The organism is Pseudomonas sp. Arb-4-2C (assembly GCF_055755015.1).
Genome location: NZ_CM146899.1, coordinates 88,326 through 103,354, shown reverse-complemented (window position 1 = coordinate 103,354; position 15,029 = coordinate 88,326). Strand labels below are relative to the sequence as shown.

The following is a 15,029-nucleotide window of genomic DNA, read 5'->3' as shown; positions in this document are numbered from 1 at the left end:
GCAACCCCATCAACCCTGATTGATGGTCTTGGCGATGGTTTCGACCGTGGCGCTGACTTGCTCTTGGTAACGGTCGAGTTCTTCCTGGTGCTGCTTCTTCATTTCGATCTGCTGCGAGCACAGATTCATGGCTGCCAGCACCAGCAAGCGGTCACCGATCAGCGTCGGGTATTTGCGTTTGGTGTCGGCCAGTGCGGCCTTGAGCATCAGTGCGGCGTCCAGCAGGGTCTGTTCTTCCCCGGCCGGTGCCTTGATCGAATAGTCCTCCCCGAGAATGGAGATGACTTTTACCCCTGCGGTGCCGTGGTTCATGCGCTGACAGGACCTGCGTTGACGCGATCAACCAGGGCCTGGATGCGCGCTGCGGTGGCGCCGTGCTTCTCTTCCTGTTCCATCAGGCTCAGTTGCAGGCTTTCGTTTTCATCCTTGGCCTGGGCCAGTTCCGTGGACAGGGTCTGGTTGGTTTGCGTGAGGGTCTGGTTCTGTTGCACCAGGTCGCTGACGAGCTGTTCCAATTGGCTGAGGGATGCTTCCAACATTTTGATCTTCCAGGCGTTTTTCAAAGGGCGCGTACGATAAAGAAAAGTCACTGCGGATGCCAGGGTTAAACCGGCGCAAGGCCTTGATTTTCCTGGCGGCCGACCGTTCTTGCGAGTTTTAAAGACTGCGATCTGCCGATCTGGTTCCTGCACTTCGTCGCCCAGGCCCTTATGCGACAAATACGCACACTGCCTCAAGACTTTAGTCGTATGACCGATAAGTCATCCATACAGCAGTCTCAGCCCGCATGGATGCGGCCCTTTTTGGTATCACGCCATGTCCCTTCGCAATATGAATATCGCCCCCCGGGCGTTCACCGGTTTCGCCCTGATCGGCGGCCTGATGCTGATCCTCGGCGTGTTCGCCTTGAACCAGATGAGCAAAATCCGCGGCGCTGCCGAGAACATCACCACCAGCAGTGTGCCGAGCATCAAGAACCTCGACGAGTTCACGCAACTGACCCTGCGCCTGCGGGTGCTGTCGTACCGTTTGCTGGTCAACCGTGAAGCGGACGTGCAGCAGAAAACCGTCGAGCTGCTGGAGATGCGCAACCAGCAGATCCGCGCCGCCCAAACCGCCTATGAGCCGCTGATCGTCAGCCCGCAGGAGCGCGCCGCGTACGATCAGTACGTGCAGTTGCTCGGCCAGTACCGCCAGATCGAAGACCGGATGAAAAGCCTGTCGCGCAACAATCAGGTGGACGAGTTGCGCAACCTGCTGAACACCCAGTTGCTCGACAACTCCGAGGCGATGAACAGCGTGCTCAACCGCCTGATGCAAATCAATGGCCAGCAGATCAGCGAAACCAACCAACAGGCCGCCGAGCAATACTCCTCGGCATTCAATCTGGTGGTCACCCTGCTGGTCGTCGCCACTGGCCTGACGTTCCTGTTCGCCTGGCTGCTGACCCTCAGCATCACCAAGCCGATCTCGAAAGCGCTGGACGCGGCGGAAACCATTGCCGAAGGCAACCTGACCCAGCCGATCCACGTTGACGGCACCGACGAAGCCGGGCGCCTGCTGGCGGCCATGGCCAAGATGCAATCGAAACTGCGCGACACCCTGCAGCGCATCTCCGGCTCCGCCACCCAGCTGGCTTCCGCTGCCGAAGAGCTGAACAGCGTCACCGACGAAAGCGCCCGTGGCCTGACCCAGCAGAACAACGAAATCGAACAGGCCGCCACCGCCGTCAACGAAATGACCAGTGCCGTGGAAGAAGTCGCACGCAATGCGGTAAGCACTTCGGAAGCCTCGAAGAACGCCACCACTTCGGCGGGCGACGGCCGTGACCTGGTACAGGAAACCGTCAGCGCCATCGAACGCATGAGCGCCGATGTGCAGAGCACTGCGACCCTGATCGGTGATCTGGCGAACGAATCCCGTGACATCGGCAAGGTGCTAGACGTGATTCGCGGCCTGGCCGATCAGACCAACCTGCTGGCCCTCAACGCAGCTATCGAAGCGGCACGTGCCGGTGAAGCCGGGCGCGGTTTTGCCGTGGTGGCGGACGAAGTCCGTGCCCTGGCACACCGCACCCAGCAGTCGACCAGCGAAATCGAGCGGATGATCGGCAGCATCCAGAGCGGCACCGAACACGCCGTGGATTCGATGCGCAACAGCACCGAGCGCGCCGAATCGACGCTGAACATCGCCCGTGGCGCCGGTCTGTCGCTGGACACCATCAACACCGCGATCGTTGAAATCAACGAGCGCAACCTGGTGATCGCCAGCGCTGCCGAAGAGCAGGCACAAGTGGCCCGCGAAGTGGATCGCAACCTGGTGAACATTCGCGACCTGTCGGTGCAGTCGGCCACCGGCGCGAATCAGACCAGTGCGGCGAGCAACGAGCTGTCGCGCCTGGCGCTGGATCTGAACAATATGGTTGGGCGGTTCAGCCTTTGATCTAAAAGCAAGATCAAGAGCGCCCCATCACCCCAACCCTCTCCCCCTAAAGGGGGCGAGGGGGAAAGGGAGCAGATCTTCGTGCTTTTCAAAACCTGAGTTCGACTCGCTATTTCAGGTCGATGTAACTCGAGAGAGCCACTCGGTCAGTCCCCTCCGCCTCCGGGAGAGGGCCAGGGTGAGGGCAGCGATCTCAAGCCGAACCCAAATCTGCATCCCCCACTGAAAAACCTTTTTGACAGCATCACATTTCAACAGGTTAGAATCGCTGGCACGCAGACTGCATGGTCAGTTTGTGCCCGTCTTTACGCTTCTGGAGTACTGCCTTTGAATGCGACGACCATCAACAGCCTGTTCTTGATCGGCGCGTTGCTGGTAGGTGCGAGCATTCTTGTCAGCTCACTTTCTTCCCGTCTCGGCATCCCCATTCTGGTGATCATTCTCGCGGTTGGCATGACCGCCGGGGTCGATGGCGGCGGGATCATTTTCGATAACTATCCCACGGCCTACCTGGTCGGCAACCTCGCACTCGCAGTGATCCTGCTCGACGGTGGCTTGCGCACCCGGGTCTCGAGTTTCCGCGTGGCCTTGTGGCCGGCGCTGTCGCTGGCGACGGTCGGGGTGCTGATCACCACCGGGCTGACCGGCATGGCCGCTGCGTGGCTGTTCGACCTGAACCTGATCCAGGGCCTGCTGATCGGCGCTATCGTCGGCTCCACCGACGCCGCAGCAGTGTTCTCGCTGCTCGGCGGCAAAGGCCTCAACGAACGGGTGACCGCCAGCCTGGAAATCGAGTCCGGCAGCAACGACCCGATGGCGGTGTTCCTCACCGTGACCCTGATCGACATGCTCGCCAGCGGCCAGACCGGCCTGCACTGGAGCCTGTTGACCCACCTGATCCGCGAGTTCGGCATCGGCGGCGTGATCGGTCTGGGCGGCGGCTGGCTGATGCTGCAACTGGTCAACCGGATCAACCTTGCCACCGGCCTCTATCCGATTCTGGTGATCGCCGGCGGCCTGGTGGTGTTCGCCCTGACCAATGCCCTGCACGGCAGCGGCTTCCTCGCCGTTTACCTGTGCGGTCTGGTGATCGGCAACCGTCCGGTGCGCAGTCGTCACGGCATCCTGCACATGCTCGACGGCATGGCGTGGCTGGCACAGATCGGCATGTTCCTCGTGCTGGGGCTGCTGGTCACCCCGCATGACCTGCTGCCGATCGCCCTGCCCGCCCTCGGCCTGGCACTGTGGATGATTCTGTTCGCCCGGCCGCTGTCGGTGATTGTCGGCCTGCTGCCGTTCAAGGCATTCCATGGCCGCGAGAAGGCGTTTATTTCCTGGGTCGGATTGCGCGGCGCGGTGCCGATCATTCTGGCGGTGTTCCCACTGATGGCCGGGCTGCCGAATGCGCAGCTGTACTTCAACCTTGCGTTCTTCATCGTGCTGGTGTCGCTGTTGGTGCAGGGCACGAGCCTGCCATGGGTCGCCAGACTGTTGAAGGTAACGGTGCCGCCAGAGCCGGCGCCGATCTCCCGTTCCGCGCTGGAAGTGCACATCACCAGTGAGTGGGAACTGTTCGTCTACAAGCTCGGCGCGGAGAAATGGTGCATCGGTTCGCCCCTGCGTGAACTGAAAATGCCCGAAGGCACGCGCATCGCCGCCCTGTTTCGCGGTCAGCAACTGCTCCATCCGTCGGGTAGTACGGTGCTGGAAGTCGATGATTTGCTGTGTGTTATCGGCCATGAACACAACCTGCCGGCCCTCGGCAAACTGTTCAGCCAGGCGCCGCAACGCGGTCTGGATCTGCGCTTCTTCGGCGACTTCGTACTCGAAGGAGACGCCCAGCTTAAAGCGGTTGCAGCGCTTTACGGGTTGCCTGCCGAGGGCATCGATCCGGACATGACCCTGGGTGCGTTCATTGCCCACAAGGTCGGTGGTGCACCGATCGTTGGCGACCAGGTAGAGTGGAACAACACCCACTGGACGGTCGCGGTCATGGACGGGAACAAGATCGGCAAAGTGGGCGTCAGATTCCCCGAAGGAAGTCGCCCGGGCCCCGGGCTCTTCCTCTAAACTGCGTCCACTATCACTTGCTTGACCGGTCTCTATGCCTACCCTGCGCTCCTTCTTTTTCGCGGCCCTGCTGGGCCTGAGTCTTTCCGTCGGCCCGCTGTACGCCGCCGAACCGCCGTCCAGCGAAGCCGTGCAGGCCAGCCTGGACAAGCTTACCGACAGCAAACTGCCCGAGGCCGACAAGAAGGCCCTACAAACAGTCCTGCAAAACACGCTGAACCAGCTCAACAACCGGCGTGACTATGAGCAGAAGCTGATCGATCTCAAGCAACAACTGGCCACCGCGCCGAAGCAGACGATCGAGAACACGCGTGAGCTGGCGCGACTCAAAGCCACTGCCGTGGTGCCGGTGGCGCAACGCTTTACCAAGGAAAACATTCAGCAGCTGGAACAGATGCTCACCGAGCGCTCGACCCAGCAAAGCGATCTGCAAAAAGCCCTGGCCGACGCCAACAGCCTGATCATCACGGCCCAGACTCGCCCGGAACGCGCCCAGGCAGAAATCGCCAGCAGCCAGACGCGCATCCAGCAGATCAACGGCATCCTCAAGACCGGCAAGGACAGCGGCAAAACCCTGAGCGGCGAGCAGCGCGACCTGCTCAATGCCGAGCTGGCGGCGCTCAATGCGCTGATCCCGTTGCGCCGCCAGGAACTGGCCGGCAACAACCAATTGCAGGATCTGGGCAACAGCCAGCATGACCTGCTCTCGGAAAAATCCGATCGCTTGGACCATGAGATCCAGGAACTGCAAACCCTGATCAACCAGAAGCGTTTGACCCTGTCTCAGGAAACCGTGACGCAGCAGTCGATCGAGGCCCAGAAATCGGGCAGCAGCACCCTGCTCGCCACTGAAAGCGCGGCCAACCTCAAGCTCTCCGACTACCTGCTCAAAAGCACTGACCGCCTCAACGAGCTGACCCAGCAGAATCTGCAGACCAAGCAGCAACTGGACAGCGTGACCCAAAGCGACTCGGCCCTCGACGAACAGATCAACGTGCTCAAGGGCAGCCTGCTGCTGTCGAAGATTCTCTATAAGCAGAAACAGGCGCTGCCGCGCCTCAAGGTCGACCGCGACCTCGCGGATCAGATCGCCGACATTCGTCTGTATCAATTCGAGATCAACCAACAGCGCGAACAGCTGAGCAATCCAACGACTTACGTCGACAACCTGCTGTCCACCCAGCCGCCAGAGCAGGTCACGCCACAGCTTCGCAAGAGTCTGCTGGAGCTGGCCAACACCCGTGTCGATCTGCTGGAGCGGCTGAGCCGCGAACTGAGCGCGATGCTCAATGAATCGATCACCCTGCAACTGAACCAGAAACAACTGCTGAGCACCGCGCAAAGCCTGCGCGCGACCCTGGACGAGCAGATGTTCTGGATTCCCAGCAACAAGCCGCTGGACACGGAATGGATTCGCAGCGTCCCAGAGCGGCTCAAGCGCCAGATCGACACGCTGCCGCTGGCGTCGAGCCTGAGCGAGCTGACCGACGGCCTGACCCAGCGCCCGCTGCTGTTCCTGCCGCTGGCCTTGCTGATCGGCGCCCTGTTGTGGCGGCGCAAGGCGCTATACGCGCGGTTGAACAAGGTTCACCAGGACATCGGTCACTTCAAGCGTGACAGCCAGTGGCACACGCCGCAGGCGATCCTGATCAACATTCTGCTGGCGATGCCGGTCGCCCTTGGCCTAGCGCTGTGCGGTCTGGCCTTGCAGATCGACGCCCGCGGGCAGAACGCCAACATGGGCGCAGCACTGCTGCAAATGGGTCAGGCGTGGCTGGTGTTCTACACCGCCTACCGGATTCTCTCGCCAGGCGGCGTGGCCGAGTTGCACTTCCGCTGGGACAAGCCGCAGGTCGAGTTCCTTCAGGGCTGGATCCGGCGCCTCGGGCTGGTGGTGATGGCGCTGGTAACCGTGGTGGCCGTCGCCGAGCTGCAACCGGCGGCGCTGGCCGACGACGTAATCGGCATGCCGGTGGTACTGACCTGCTACGCCCTGATGGCGTGGCTGCTCAGCCGCCTGCTGATCAGCAGCCCGGCCCACGAAAACACCTCATTGTTCCGCAAGGCTGTCGGTGTGATGTTCACCCTGCTGCCGATCGCCCTGTTCGTCGCGGTGTGCTTCGGCTACTACTACACCGCGCTGAAACTCAGCGACCGGCTGATCAACACCCTGTACCTGCTGATGTTCTGGCTGGTGATCGAAGCCACCTTCGTCCGTGGTCTGGCGGTCGCCGCACGCCGTCTGGCCTACCAGCGCGCGCTGGCCAAACGTCAGGCGGCCAAAGAGGCCGGCGACGGCGAAGCGGTGATCGAAGAGCCGACGCTGGACATCGAAAAGGTCAACGAACAGTCGCTGCGTCTGATCCGCCTGGCACTGCTCGGCGGCTTCATCGCCGCGCTGTACTGGGTCTGGGCCGACCTGATTTCGGTGTTCTCGTACCTCGACAACATCACCCTCTACGAATACACCAGCGGCACCGGCGCCAACATGAGCATGGTGCCGATCAGCATCGGCGACATGCTCGGTGCGCTGATCATCATCGGCATCACCTTCGCCCTGGCGCGCAACCTGCCGGGTCTGCTCGAAGTGTTCGTGCTGTCGAAACTCAACCTCGCGCAGGGCAGTGCCTACGCGACCACGACGTTGCTGTCGTATGTGATCGCCGGCGTCGGTTTCGTCTCCACCCTGTCGACCCTCGGCGTGAGCTGGGACAAGTTGCAATGGCTGGTGGCGGCGCTCTCGGTGGGCCTCGGTTTCGGCATGCAGGAGATCTTCGCGAACTTCATCTCCGGCATCATGATCCTGTTCGAACGCCCGGTGCGGATCGGTGACACCATCACCATCGGCAACCTCTCGGGCACGGTGAGCAAGATCCGCATCCGTGCCACGACCATCACCGACTTCGACCGCAAGGACATCATTGTCCCGAACAAGACGTTCATCACCGGGCAACTGATCAACTGGTCGCTGACCGACACCATCACCCGGGTGACGCTGAAACTCGGCGTGGATTACGGCTCCGATCTGGATCTGGTCAAGGAACTGCTGCTCAAGGCTGCCCGGGAAAACCCGCGTGTTCTCAAAGAGCCCGAGCCGCACGTGTACTTCCTCAACTTCGGCGAAAGCACCCTCGATCATGAGCTGCGCATGCACGTGCGTGACCTCGGTGACCGCAATCCGGTGATCGACGAAGTGAACCGCTTCATCAACCGCGAGTTCAAGAAGCAGCACATCAACATCTCGTTCCGCCAGATGGAGGTGTACCTGAAGAACCTCCACGGTCAGGAATACAAGTTGGTGCCGGTCGAGGACGACAGCAAAACCATCGTCCCGATCAGCGGCGAACAAAAACCGCTGCAAGAGCCGCCGCCAGCCAAACTCGACTAACCGGTCTAATCCCAGCAGAATGCTCGGACATTCTGCTGGAGCCGGCCCTTGAAAGCCCTCGACGAACTGACCTTCGACAATCGCTTCGCTCGCCTGGGCGATGCGTTCTCCGCCCACGTGCTGCCCGAACCGATCGACAACCCGCGTCTGGTCGTCGCCAGCCCGGCGGCCATGGCCTTGCTGGATCTCGACCCGGCGACCGCCGAAACCCAAGAGTTTGCCGAACTGTTTGGCGGCCACACGCTGTGGGCCGATGCCGAGCCACGGGCGATGGTCTATTCCGGGCACCAGTTCGGCGGCTATACGCCGCAACTGGGCGATGGCCGAGGCTTGCTGCTCGGCGAGGTCTACAACAACGCCGGCGAGCACTGGGACCTGCACCTCAAGGGCGCTGGGCAAACACCGTTTTCGCGCATGGGCGATGGCCGTGCGGTGCTGCGTTCGTCGATCCGCGAGTTCCTCGCCTCCGAAGCGCTGCACGCGCTGAACATTCCGTCTTCGCGAGCGGCCTGCGTGATCGGCTCCGACACCCCGGTGTGGCGCGAGAGGCAGGAACGCGCGGCGATGGTGCTGCGTCTGGCGCCGAGCCATATTCGCTTCGGCCACTTCGAGTATTTCTATTACACCAAGCGTCCCGAGCAGCAAAAGCAGCTCGGCGAGCACGTGCTGGCGATGCATTTCCCCGAGTGCCTGGAACAACCGGAACCGTATCTGGCGATGTTCCGCGAGATCGTCGAGCGCAATGCCGAACTGATCGCCAAGTGGCAGGCCTACGGCTTCTGCCACGGGGTGATGAACACCGACAACATGTCGATCCTCGGCATCACCTTCGACTTCGGCCCGTTCGCCTTCCTCGACGATTTCGACGCCAACTTCATCTGCAACCACTCGGACGATCAGGGCCGCTACTCATTCAGCAATCAGGTGCCGATCGGCCAGTGGAACCTCAGCGCCTTGGCCCAGGCCCTGACACCGTTCATCAGCGTGGAAGCCCTGCGCGAAACCCTCGGCCTGTACCTGCCACTGTTCCAGGCGCATTACCTGGACCTGATGCGCCGCCGCCTCGGCTTCACCACCGCCGAGGATGATGACCAACAGCTCCTGGAAAACCTGCTGCAACTGATGCAGAACAGCGGCGTCGATTACACGCTGTTCTTCCGGCGTCTCGGCGAAGAGTCAGCGGAAAAAACCGTCGCCCGACTGCGCGATGACTTCGTCGACATCAAGGGCTTCGATGCCTGGGGCGAGCGTTATGTGGCCCGGGTTGCACGCGATGGGGAGAACGATCAAGAACAACGCCGCACGCGGATGCATGCGGTCAACCCGCTGTACATCCTGCGCAACTATTTGGCGCAAAAGGCTATCGACGCCGCCGAACAAGGCGACTACTCAGAGGTCCGCCGCCTGCATGCAGTGCTGAGCAAGCCGTTCGACGAGCAGCCGGGGATGGAAGGTTATGCCGAGCGGCCGCCGGAGTGGGGCAAGCATCTGGAGATCAGTTGTTCGTCTTGAAACACCTTAGACAAATACGTCTACAGGTAGCTTGAAAAATTCGGCCAGCCAGCGAACCTGCCGCAAATTTAACTGCCGCTTGCCGCTCAGGATTTCCGAAACAACTGACTGAGTACCGACCCCGGGCAAATCGCTCTGGGTCAAACCATGCTCACGCATCAAATATCCCAACACCTCATGACCTGGTGGTTTAGGTGCCGGATGATGCGTGCGATCCCACTCTTCAATCCAGTCACCAATGATATCCACCAGACTCATCAGTGGATGGGACTCATCAACACCGGTCATCTCGAGCAATTCGTCAAGCGCCCGAACCAGCATGTCGTAATCGTCTTCGTTTTTCGGCTTGCGCAGCAACGGCGAGACGAACTCCCAGTGCTCGGCGGCTTTTTTGATCAGAACACTCATGTCTTTCCTTCCTTCCATCTGCCGCAATCGTATTCGCGGTGATCCAACAAATGTTTGATGTAGAGCTTTTGAGCTCGATATCTGACGTATGCGATCAACCTCAGCTTATTACCGCCAATATCGAAAACATGAAACTCCCCCACTTTATCGACGGCGGGGAACAGAGCCCTCATCGCCGCAAAGTCCGAAGGTTTGCCTCCTTTCGCCACCTCTAGCCAGTGATCCAGTGCGGTGCCTGCATTGGGCCACTTGTCCTTCGCTTCCCGTATTCGTTTTTCGGTGATGACATGCATGCAACATCCTTATCGCATTTTGCTATGGAGAGTTAATCACAGATCAAAATTATCGCAAGTTGCGATAGAGGCAGATAGACCAACGGGCTCGCCTGGTATGTTTCAGCCTAGGTCTCAAGTCGAAAACCGCGTCATTGAAAATATGAGCAAACGTCTCCAACTAGGGTTTATCGCCCTTCACTGGACCTCGTTCATGACCAACCCACTCCTCATCCCCTGCCCCGCCTGCAACGGCCTCAACCGCATCCCCGCCGAACGCCTGGGTGATCAGCCGAAGTGCGGGCGCTGCAAATCCACTGTGCTGCTGAGCAAGCCATTCGAACTCAAGCAAGGCGACTACATCAGTCAGATCAAGGGTGATCTGCCGCTGTTGGTGGACGTGTGGGCGGACTGGTGCGGGCCATGCAAGTCGTTCGCACCGGTGTTCGAACAGGCTGCTGCGCAGTTGGCGGGCAAGTGCCGACTGGCCAAGCTCGACAGCGAAGCCAATCAGCAGTTGTCGGCGCAGTTGGGGATTCGTTCCATTCCGAGCCTTATTCTGTTCAAAAATGGCCGCGAAGTGGCGCGCCAGAGCGGGGCGTTTCCGTTGCCACAGTTGATGGCATGGCTGCGCAGCCAAGGTATCTGACACACCCGAAAACCCACTGTGGGAGCGGGCTTGCTCGCGAAGAGGGAATGTCAGTCAGCCCATCTATCAACTGACAGAATGCCTTCGCGAGCAAGCCCGCTCCCACAGGGGGATCAGGCGCGTCTCAGAGCGTCAGGCAAAGCGTGTGCCGAGTGGGGCGTCCGTTGCCGCAGTTGATGGCGTGGCTGCGCAGCCAGGGTATCTGACACACCCCAAAACCCACTGTGGGAGCGGGCTTGCTCGCGAAGAGGGAGTGTCAGTCAGCCCATTTCTCAACTGACAGAATGCCTTCGCGAGCAAGCCCGCTCCCACAGGGGGATCAGGCGCGTCTCAGAACGTCAGGCCGAGTGGGGCGTCCGTTGCCGCAGTTGATGGCATGGCTGCGCAGCCAGGGTATCTGACACACCCCAAAACCCACTGTGGGAGCGGGCTTGCTCGCGAAGAGGGAGTGTCAGTCAGCCGATTTATCAACTGACAAAATGCCTTCGCGAGCAAGCCCGCTCCCACAGGGGGATCAGGCGCGTCTCAGAGCGCCAGGCCGAGTGGGGCGTCCGTTGCCGCAGTTGATGGCGTGGCTGCGCAGCCAGGGTATCTGACACACCCCAAAACCCACTGTGGGAGCGGGCTTGCTCGCGAAGAGGGAGTGTCAGTCAGCCCATCTATCAACTGACAGAATGCCTTCGCGAGCAAGCCCGCTCCCACAGGGGGATCAGGCGCGTCTCAGAGCGTCAGGCAAAGCGTGTGCCGAGTGGGGCGTCCGTTGCCACAGTTGATGGCGTGGCTGCGCAGCCAAGGTATCTGACACACCCGAAAACCCACTGTGGGAGCGGGCTTGCTCGCGAAGAGGGAGTGTCAGTCAGCCGATTTATCAACTGACAAAATGCCTTCGCGAGCAAGCCCGCTCCCACAGGGGGATCAGGCGCGTCTCAGAGCGTCAGGCAAAGCGTGTGCCGAGTGGGGCGTCCGTTGCCGCAGTTGATGGCGTGGCTGCGCAGCCAAGGTATCTGATACACCCCAAAAACCCACTGTGGGAGCGGGCTTGCTCGCAAAAAGGGAGTGTCAGTCAGCCGATTTATCAACTGACAGAATGCCTTCGCGAGCAAGCCCGCTCCCACAGGGGGATCAGGCGCGTCTCAGAACGTCAGGCCGAGTGGGGCGTCCGTTGCCGCAGTTGATGGCGTGGCTGCGCAGCCAGGGTATCTGACACACCCCGCTCCCACAGGGGGGCCAGGGTATCTGACACACCTGAAACCACTGTAGGAGTGAGCCTGCTCGCGAAGAGGGAGTGTCAGTCAGCCCATCTATCAACTGACAGAATGCCTTCGCGAGCAAGCCCGCTCCCACAGGGGGATCCATGCGTAATTCGAGGTATCAGGCGTCTTCGAGCAGGTTATGCAGCTCGACGAATTGCTGCGTCAGCTTGTGCCGCGGGTCGAGGTGGATCAGCGGCGTGCTGGCCTGGTGCGATTCACGCATGCGCACCGAGCTGCTCAGATACACCGGCAGCACCGGCAAGCCTTCAGCGATCAACTCATCAAGCATCTGCTGCGGCAGGCTGGCCCGAGCCTGGAACTGGTTGACCACAATGCCTTCGACTTCCAGGCCTTCGTTGTGGTCTTCCTTCAACTCTTCGATCTCCGCCAGCAACCCGTACAGCGCCTGCCGCGAGAAGCTGTCGCAATCGAAGGGAATCAACACACGATCGGCGGCAATCAATGCCGACACCGCATAAAAATTCAGTGCGGGCGGGGTGTCGAGATAGATCCGGTCGTAATCTTCTGACAACTCGTCCAGCAACTTGCGCAGCTTGTTGATCTTGTGCTTGGCCTCAAGCTTGGGCTGCAGATCAGCCAGTTCGGCGGTGGCGGTGATGATGTGCAGGTTGTCGAACGGGGTTTCGTAGATATCCGCCTGATTTTTCTTCGAGAACGGCCCTGAAGACAGGGTCTGCTTGAAGAAGTCGGCAATGCCCATCGGAATGTCATCCCCGGTGAGCCCCGTCAGATACTGAGTGGAGTTGGCCTGGGCATCGAGATCCACCAACAGCGTGCGATAGCCCTCGCTGGCGCTGACCGCCGCCAGATTGCAGGCAATGCTGGATTTGCCCACGCCACCTTTCTGATTGAACACCACGCGCCGCATGACAAAACCTCCGTGTATCAAAGAATGACCGAGTGTAGATGCGCGCAGCTCGGCTTCGCTACCTCCATGGACGCGGACTACAGAGTCAGGTGCAAATATCCCCATGGTGATGGAGCAAAAACGGCCATTGATCGTCGGGATGCCCGACAGACAAACCGCTGACGACCCGGATAATGGCCAAGTGACATTTTTTCCACGAACTATTCGGTACATTCAGCTGCGCAAAATGTAACCAGCATTTGCTACACACTCGTCGCACCGGGATAATGCGCGCCACCCGAACGTCAGGCGCCACGCTGCGTCCGGTAACGTCAGCACAGCCCGGCTGCGGCTTTGGCGACTCAACGCGTCAATAAAAGCCCGCAGGGGCGGGATAAATGTCCGTGATCAACTTCAACATCGCCCAATGGCGCGCGTGGGCTCCAGGGCTCGACAGCGTGGACGCCTGGCAGGCCTGGAGCCGACAGCCGGTTGTGCTCCAGAGCAGCGATGCCGCGCCCGATGTGTCGTTCCTCCCGGCCATGCAACGCCGGCGCCTCAGTCGCCTGGCGCGGATGGCGTTCAGTGTTGGCTGGCCGCTGGCCGACGGACGGGAAAACCTGCCGCTGGTGTTTGTTTCGCGGCACGGCGAAACCCCGCGCACCTTCGAAATCCTCAGCGATCTGGCCAAGGACGAACCGTTGTCGCCCACCCAGTTCAGCCTGTCGGTGCACAACGCGATCATCGGCCTGTGGTCGATCATGCGCGGTGAAACCAGCGAAATGACCGCCCTCGCGGCAGCCGGCGATGGCCTGGAGCACGGCATGCTTGAAGCCGCGGCCCTGCTCTACGAAGGCGCTCCGGCAGTGCTGCTGATCATCACCGAAGAACAGCCGCCCCAAGCCTACTCGCAGTGGATCGACGACGTGCCTTTTCCCTATGCGCTCGGTTTGTTGATCACCCCCGGTACCGACTGGCGGCTGACCCTGAACAGCGGCACAGAAGCAGTGTCCAAAGCGCACTGGCCGCACGCGCTGAATCTGTTGCGTACCCTGCTCGGCCAGCAACCCCATTGCCAACATGCCTGGAAAAATCGTGTATGGACCTGGCAACGCAACCCGTGACCGAGAAAAACCGCGACGCCTACTACTGGCGTCTGCTGGCCACCGCCGCGAGTTTCGCTCTGTTCGGGCTGGGCGGGCTGTGCCTGCGCCTGTTGGTGTTTCCGTTGCTCGGTTGTCTGCCCGGCGATGCGCTGAAACATCGCCAGCGCGCACGGCAGACGGTCAGTCGGCTGTTCTGGTTTTTTGTGCGGTTCATGGCCCGTACTGGCGTGCTGACCTACGACATTCAAGGGGCGGAACGCCTTGGTCGCCCGGGGCAGATGATCATCGCCAACCACCCGTCGCTGATTGATGTGGTGTTCCTGATCGGCCTGGTGCGCCAGGCCAATTGCGTGGTGAAGAAAAGCCTGTGGGAAAACCCCTTCACCCGTGGCCCGCTGCGCAGCACCGAGTACATCAGCAATGACGGCAGCATGGACATGCTCGACGCCGCCGCCGAGTCCCTGCAGAACGGCCAGACCCTGATCATTTTTCCCGAGGGCACGCGCACCCAGCCAGGGCAGGCACCGGCCTTTCATCGGGGGGCCGCGGCGATTGCCCTGCGCGGTGCGAAAATCCTGACTCCGGTGGTTATCAAGGTCAGCCCGACCACCCTGACCAAGGCCGAACCCTGGTATCGGATCCCCAGCCGCCGCGTGCACTTCAGTTTTCGTGTCGGGGCCGATATAGACCCACAGACTTTCGCCACGCAGGGGCCGGCACCGCAGGCCTCGCGCAAGCTCAACGATTATTTGCACTCTTACTTCATTAAGGAGCTCGCCGAAGATGAGCGATCTGAATAACCCGGGCCTGGTGCGCGACATCAAACTGCTGATCATCGATGCCCTGGGCCTCGAAGACATCAGCGTCGACGACATCGGCGACGAGCAGACCCTGTTTGGCGAAGGCCTGGGCCTGGATTCCGTCGACGCGCTGGAACTGGGTCTGGCGATCCAGAAAAAGTACGGCATCAAGATCGACGCCGACGCCAAAGACACCCGTAACCACTTCACCAACGTGGCGAGCCTTGCGGCGTTCGTCACGGCAAAACAGGCAGCTTGAGA

Annotated in this window: 13 protein-coding genes; 8 read left to right on the top strand and 5 right to left on the bottom strand. The window is 60.7% G+C overall.

Translation table 11 applies throughout. The features are described from left to right. Window positions 1-9: 9 nt before the first annotated feature. Together AC0J41_RS00455 and AC0J41_RS00450 are read right to left on the bottom strand one after the other, a co-directional pair. Window positions 10-312, bottom strand: a complete 303-nt coding sequence (locus AC0J41_RS00455; RefSeq protein ID WP_003220971.1) for a cell division protein ZapA — start codon at window positions 310-312, stop codon at window positions 10-12. Further along, window positions 309-539, bottom strand: coding sequence for a hypothetical protein (locus AC0J41_RS00450; protein ID WP_003220969.1), 231 nt, complete (start codon window positions 537-539; stop codon window positions 309-311). Before AC0J41_RS00450 ends, AC0J41_RS00455 begins: the two co-directional genes overlap by 4 nt. A 277-nt stretch (window positions 540-816) precedes the next feature. Between AC0J41_RS00450 and AC0J41_RS00445 the strand changes: the two genes are divergently transcribed. The 4 genes from AC0J41_RS00445 (at window position 817) to selO (ending at window position 9,412) form a co-directional block, all read left to right on the top strand. Further along, entirely contained in the window at window positions 817-2,442 is a 1,626-nt protein-coding gene (locus AC0J41_RS00445) for a methyl-accepting chemotaxis protein (protein WP_025110228.1), read from the top strand. Between the two features lie 327 nt (window positions 2,443-2,769). Beyond that, complete coding sequence (locus AC0J41_RS00440; protein WP_025110229.1) at window positions 2,770-4,512, top strand: potassium/proton antiporter; 1,743 nt, start codon at window positions 2,770-2,772, stop codon at window positions 4,510-4,512. Between the two features lie 34 nt (window positions 4,513-4,546). After that, window positions 4,547-7,900 (top strand): mechanosensitive channel MscK, encoded by a 3,354-nt coding sequence (mscK, locus tag AC0J41_RS00435; protein WP_025110230.1) that lies wholly within the window; start codon window positions 4,547-4,549, stop codon window positions 7,898-7,900. A gap of 48 nt (window positions 7,901-7,948) precedes the next feature. Next, a complete protein-coding gene (selO, locus tag AC0J41_RS00430) occupies window positions 7,949-9,412 on the top strand; it encodes a protein adenylyltransferase SelO (protein ID WP_473014270.1) in 1,464 nt (487 codons plus the stop codon). Between the two features lie 6 nt (window positions 9,413-9,418). On the opposite strand, the gene AC0J41_RS00425 is transcribed toward selO, so the two are convergent. After that, complete coding sequence (locus tag AC0J41_RS00425; RefSeq protein ID WP_473014269.1) at window positions 9,419-9,820, bottom strand: helix-turn-helix domain-containing protein; 402 nt, start codon at window positions 9,818-9,820, stop codon at window positions 9,419-9,421. Then, window positions 9,817-10,113, bottom strand: coding sequence for a type II toxin-antitoxin system HigB family toxin (locus AC0J41_RS00420; RefSeq protein ID WP_473014268.1), 297 nt, complete (start codon window positions 10,111-10,113; stop codon window positions 9,817-9,819). The genes AC0J41_RS00425 and AC0J41_RS00420 overlap by 4 nt, the downstream gene beginning before the upstream one ends. A gap of 193 nt (window positions 10,114-10,306) precedes the next feature. Between AC0J41_RS00420 and trxC the strand changes: the two genes are divergently transcribed. Further along, window positions 10,307-10,741 carry a thioredoxin TrxC gene (gene trxC, locus AC0J41_RS00415; RefSeq protein WP_473014267.1) on the top strand — a complete coding sequence of 145 codons (435 nt, stop codon included), beginning with the start codon at window positions 10,307-10,309 and terminating at the stop codon, window positions 10,739-10,741. A gap of 1,371 nt (window positions 10,742-12,112) precedes the next feature. On the opposite strand, the gene AC0J41_RS00410 is transcribed toward trxC, so the two are convergent. Then, window positions 12,113-12,883 carry a ParA family protein gene (locus AC0J41_RS00410; RefSeq protein WP_025110233.1) on the bottom strand — a complete coding sequence of 257 codons (771 nt, stop codon included), beginning with the start codon at window positions 12,881-12,883 and terminating at the stop codon, window positions 12,113-12,115. A 377-nt stretch (window positions 12,884-13,260) separates the two neighbouring features. Between AC0J41_RS00410 and AC0J41_RS00405 the strand changes: the two genes are divergently transcribed. From AC0J41_RS00405 to AC0J41_RS00395, 3 genes are read left to right on the top strand one after another with little or no spacing between them, the layout of a single operon-like run. Then, the gene (locus AC0J41_RS00405) at window positions 13,261-13,986 is read left to right on the top strand and encodes a beta-ketoacyl synthase chain length factor (protein ID WP_473014266.1); all 726 of its coding nucleotides are present in this window, start codon (window positions 13,261-13,263) and stop codon (window positions 13,984-13,986) included. Further along, window positions 13,962-14,768 (top strand): lysophospholipid acyltransferase family protein, encoded by an 807-nt coding sequence (locus AC0J41_RS00400; RefSeq protein ID WP_473014265.1) that lies wholly within the window; start codon window positions 13,962-13,964, stop codon window positions 14,766-14,768. Before AC0J41_RS00405 ends, AC0J41_RS00400 begins: the two co-directional genes overlap by 25 nt. Beyond that, entirely contained in the window at window positions 14,752-15,027 is a 276-nt protein-coding gene (locus AC0J41_RS00395) for a phosphopantetheine-binding protein (RefSeq protein WP_127648661.1), read from the top strand. The genes AC0J41_RS00400 and AC0J41_RS00395 overlap by 17 nt, the downstream gene beginning before the upstream one ends. Window positions 15,028-15,029: the final 2 nt, after the last annotated feature.

Bases quoted from the DNA above. Each gene is read 5' to 3' on its own strand.
- AC0J41_RS00425 (WP_473014269.1), bottom strand. From the start codon at position 9,820: ATGAGTGTTCTGATCAAAAAAGCCGCCGAGCACTGGGAGTTCGTCTCG.
- AC0J41_RS00405 (WP_473014266.1), top strand. From the start codon at position 13,261: ATGTCCGTGATCAACTTCAACATCGCCCAATGGCGCGCGTGGGCTCCA.
- AC0J41_RS00395 (WP_127648661.1), top strand. From the start codon at position 14,752: ATGAGCGATCTGAATAACCCGGGCCTGGTGCGCGACATCAAACTGCTG.
- AC0J41_RS00400 (WP_473014265.1), top strand. From the start codon at position 13,962: ATGGACCTGGCAACGCAACCCGTGACCGAGAAAAACCGCGACGCCTAC.
- AC0J41_RS00420 (WP_473014268.1), bottom strand. From the start codon at position 10,113: ATGCATGTCATCACCGAAAAACGAATACGGGAAGCGAAGGACAAGTGG.
- trxC (WP_473014267.1), top strand. From the start codon at position 10,307: ATGACCAACCCACTCCTCATCCCCTGCCCCGCCTGCAACGGCCTCAAC.
- AC0J41_RS00445 (WP_025110228.1), top strand. From the start codon at position 817: ATGTCCCTTCGCAATATGAATATCGCCCCCCGGGCGTTCACCGGTTTC.
- AC0J41_RS00450 (WP_003220969.1), bottom strand. From the start codon at position 539: ATGTTGGAAGCATCCCTCAGCCAATTGGAACAGCTCGTCAGCGACCTG.
- mscK (WP_025110230.1), top strand. From the start codon at position 4,547: ATGCCTACCCTGCGCTCCTTCTTTTTCGCGGCCCTGCTGGGCCTGAGT.
- AC0J41_RS00410 (WP_025110233.1), bottom strand. From the start codon at position 12,883: ATGCGGCGCGTGGTGTTCAATCAGAAAGGTGGCGTGGGCAAATCCAGC.
- AC0J41_RS00455 (WP_003220971.1), bottom strand. From the start codon at position 312: ATGAACCACGGCACCGCAGGGGTAAAAGTCATCTCCATTCTCGGGGAG.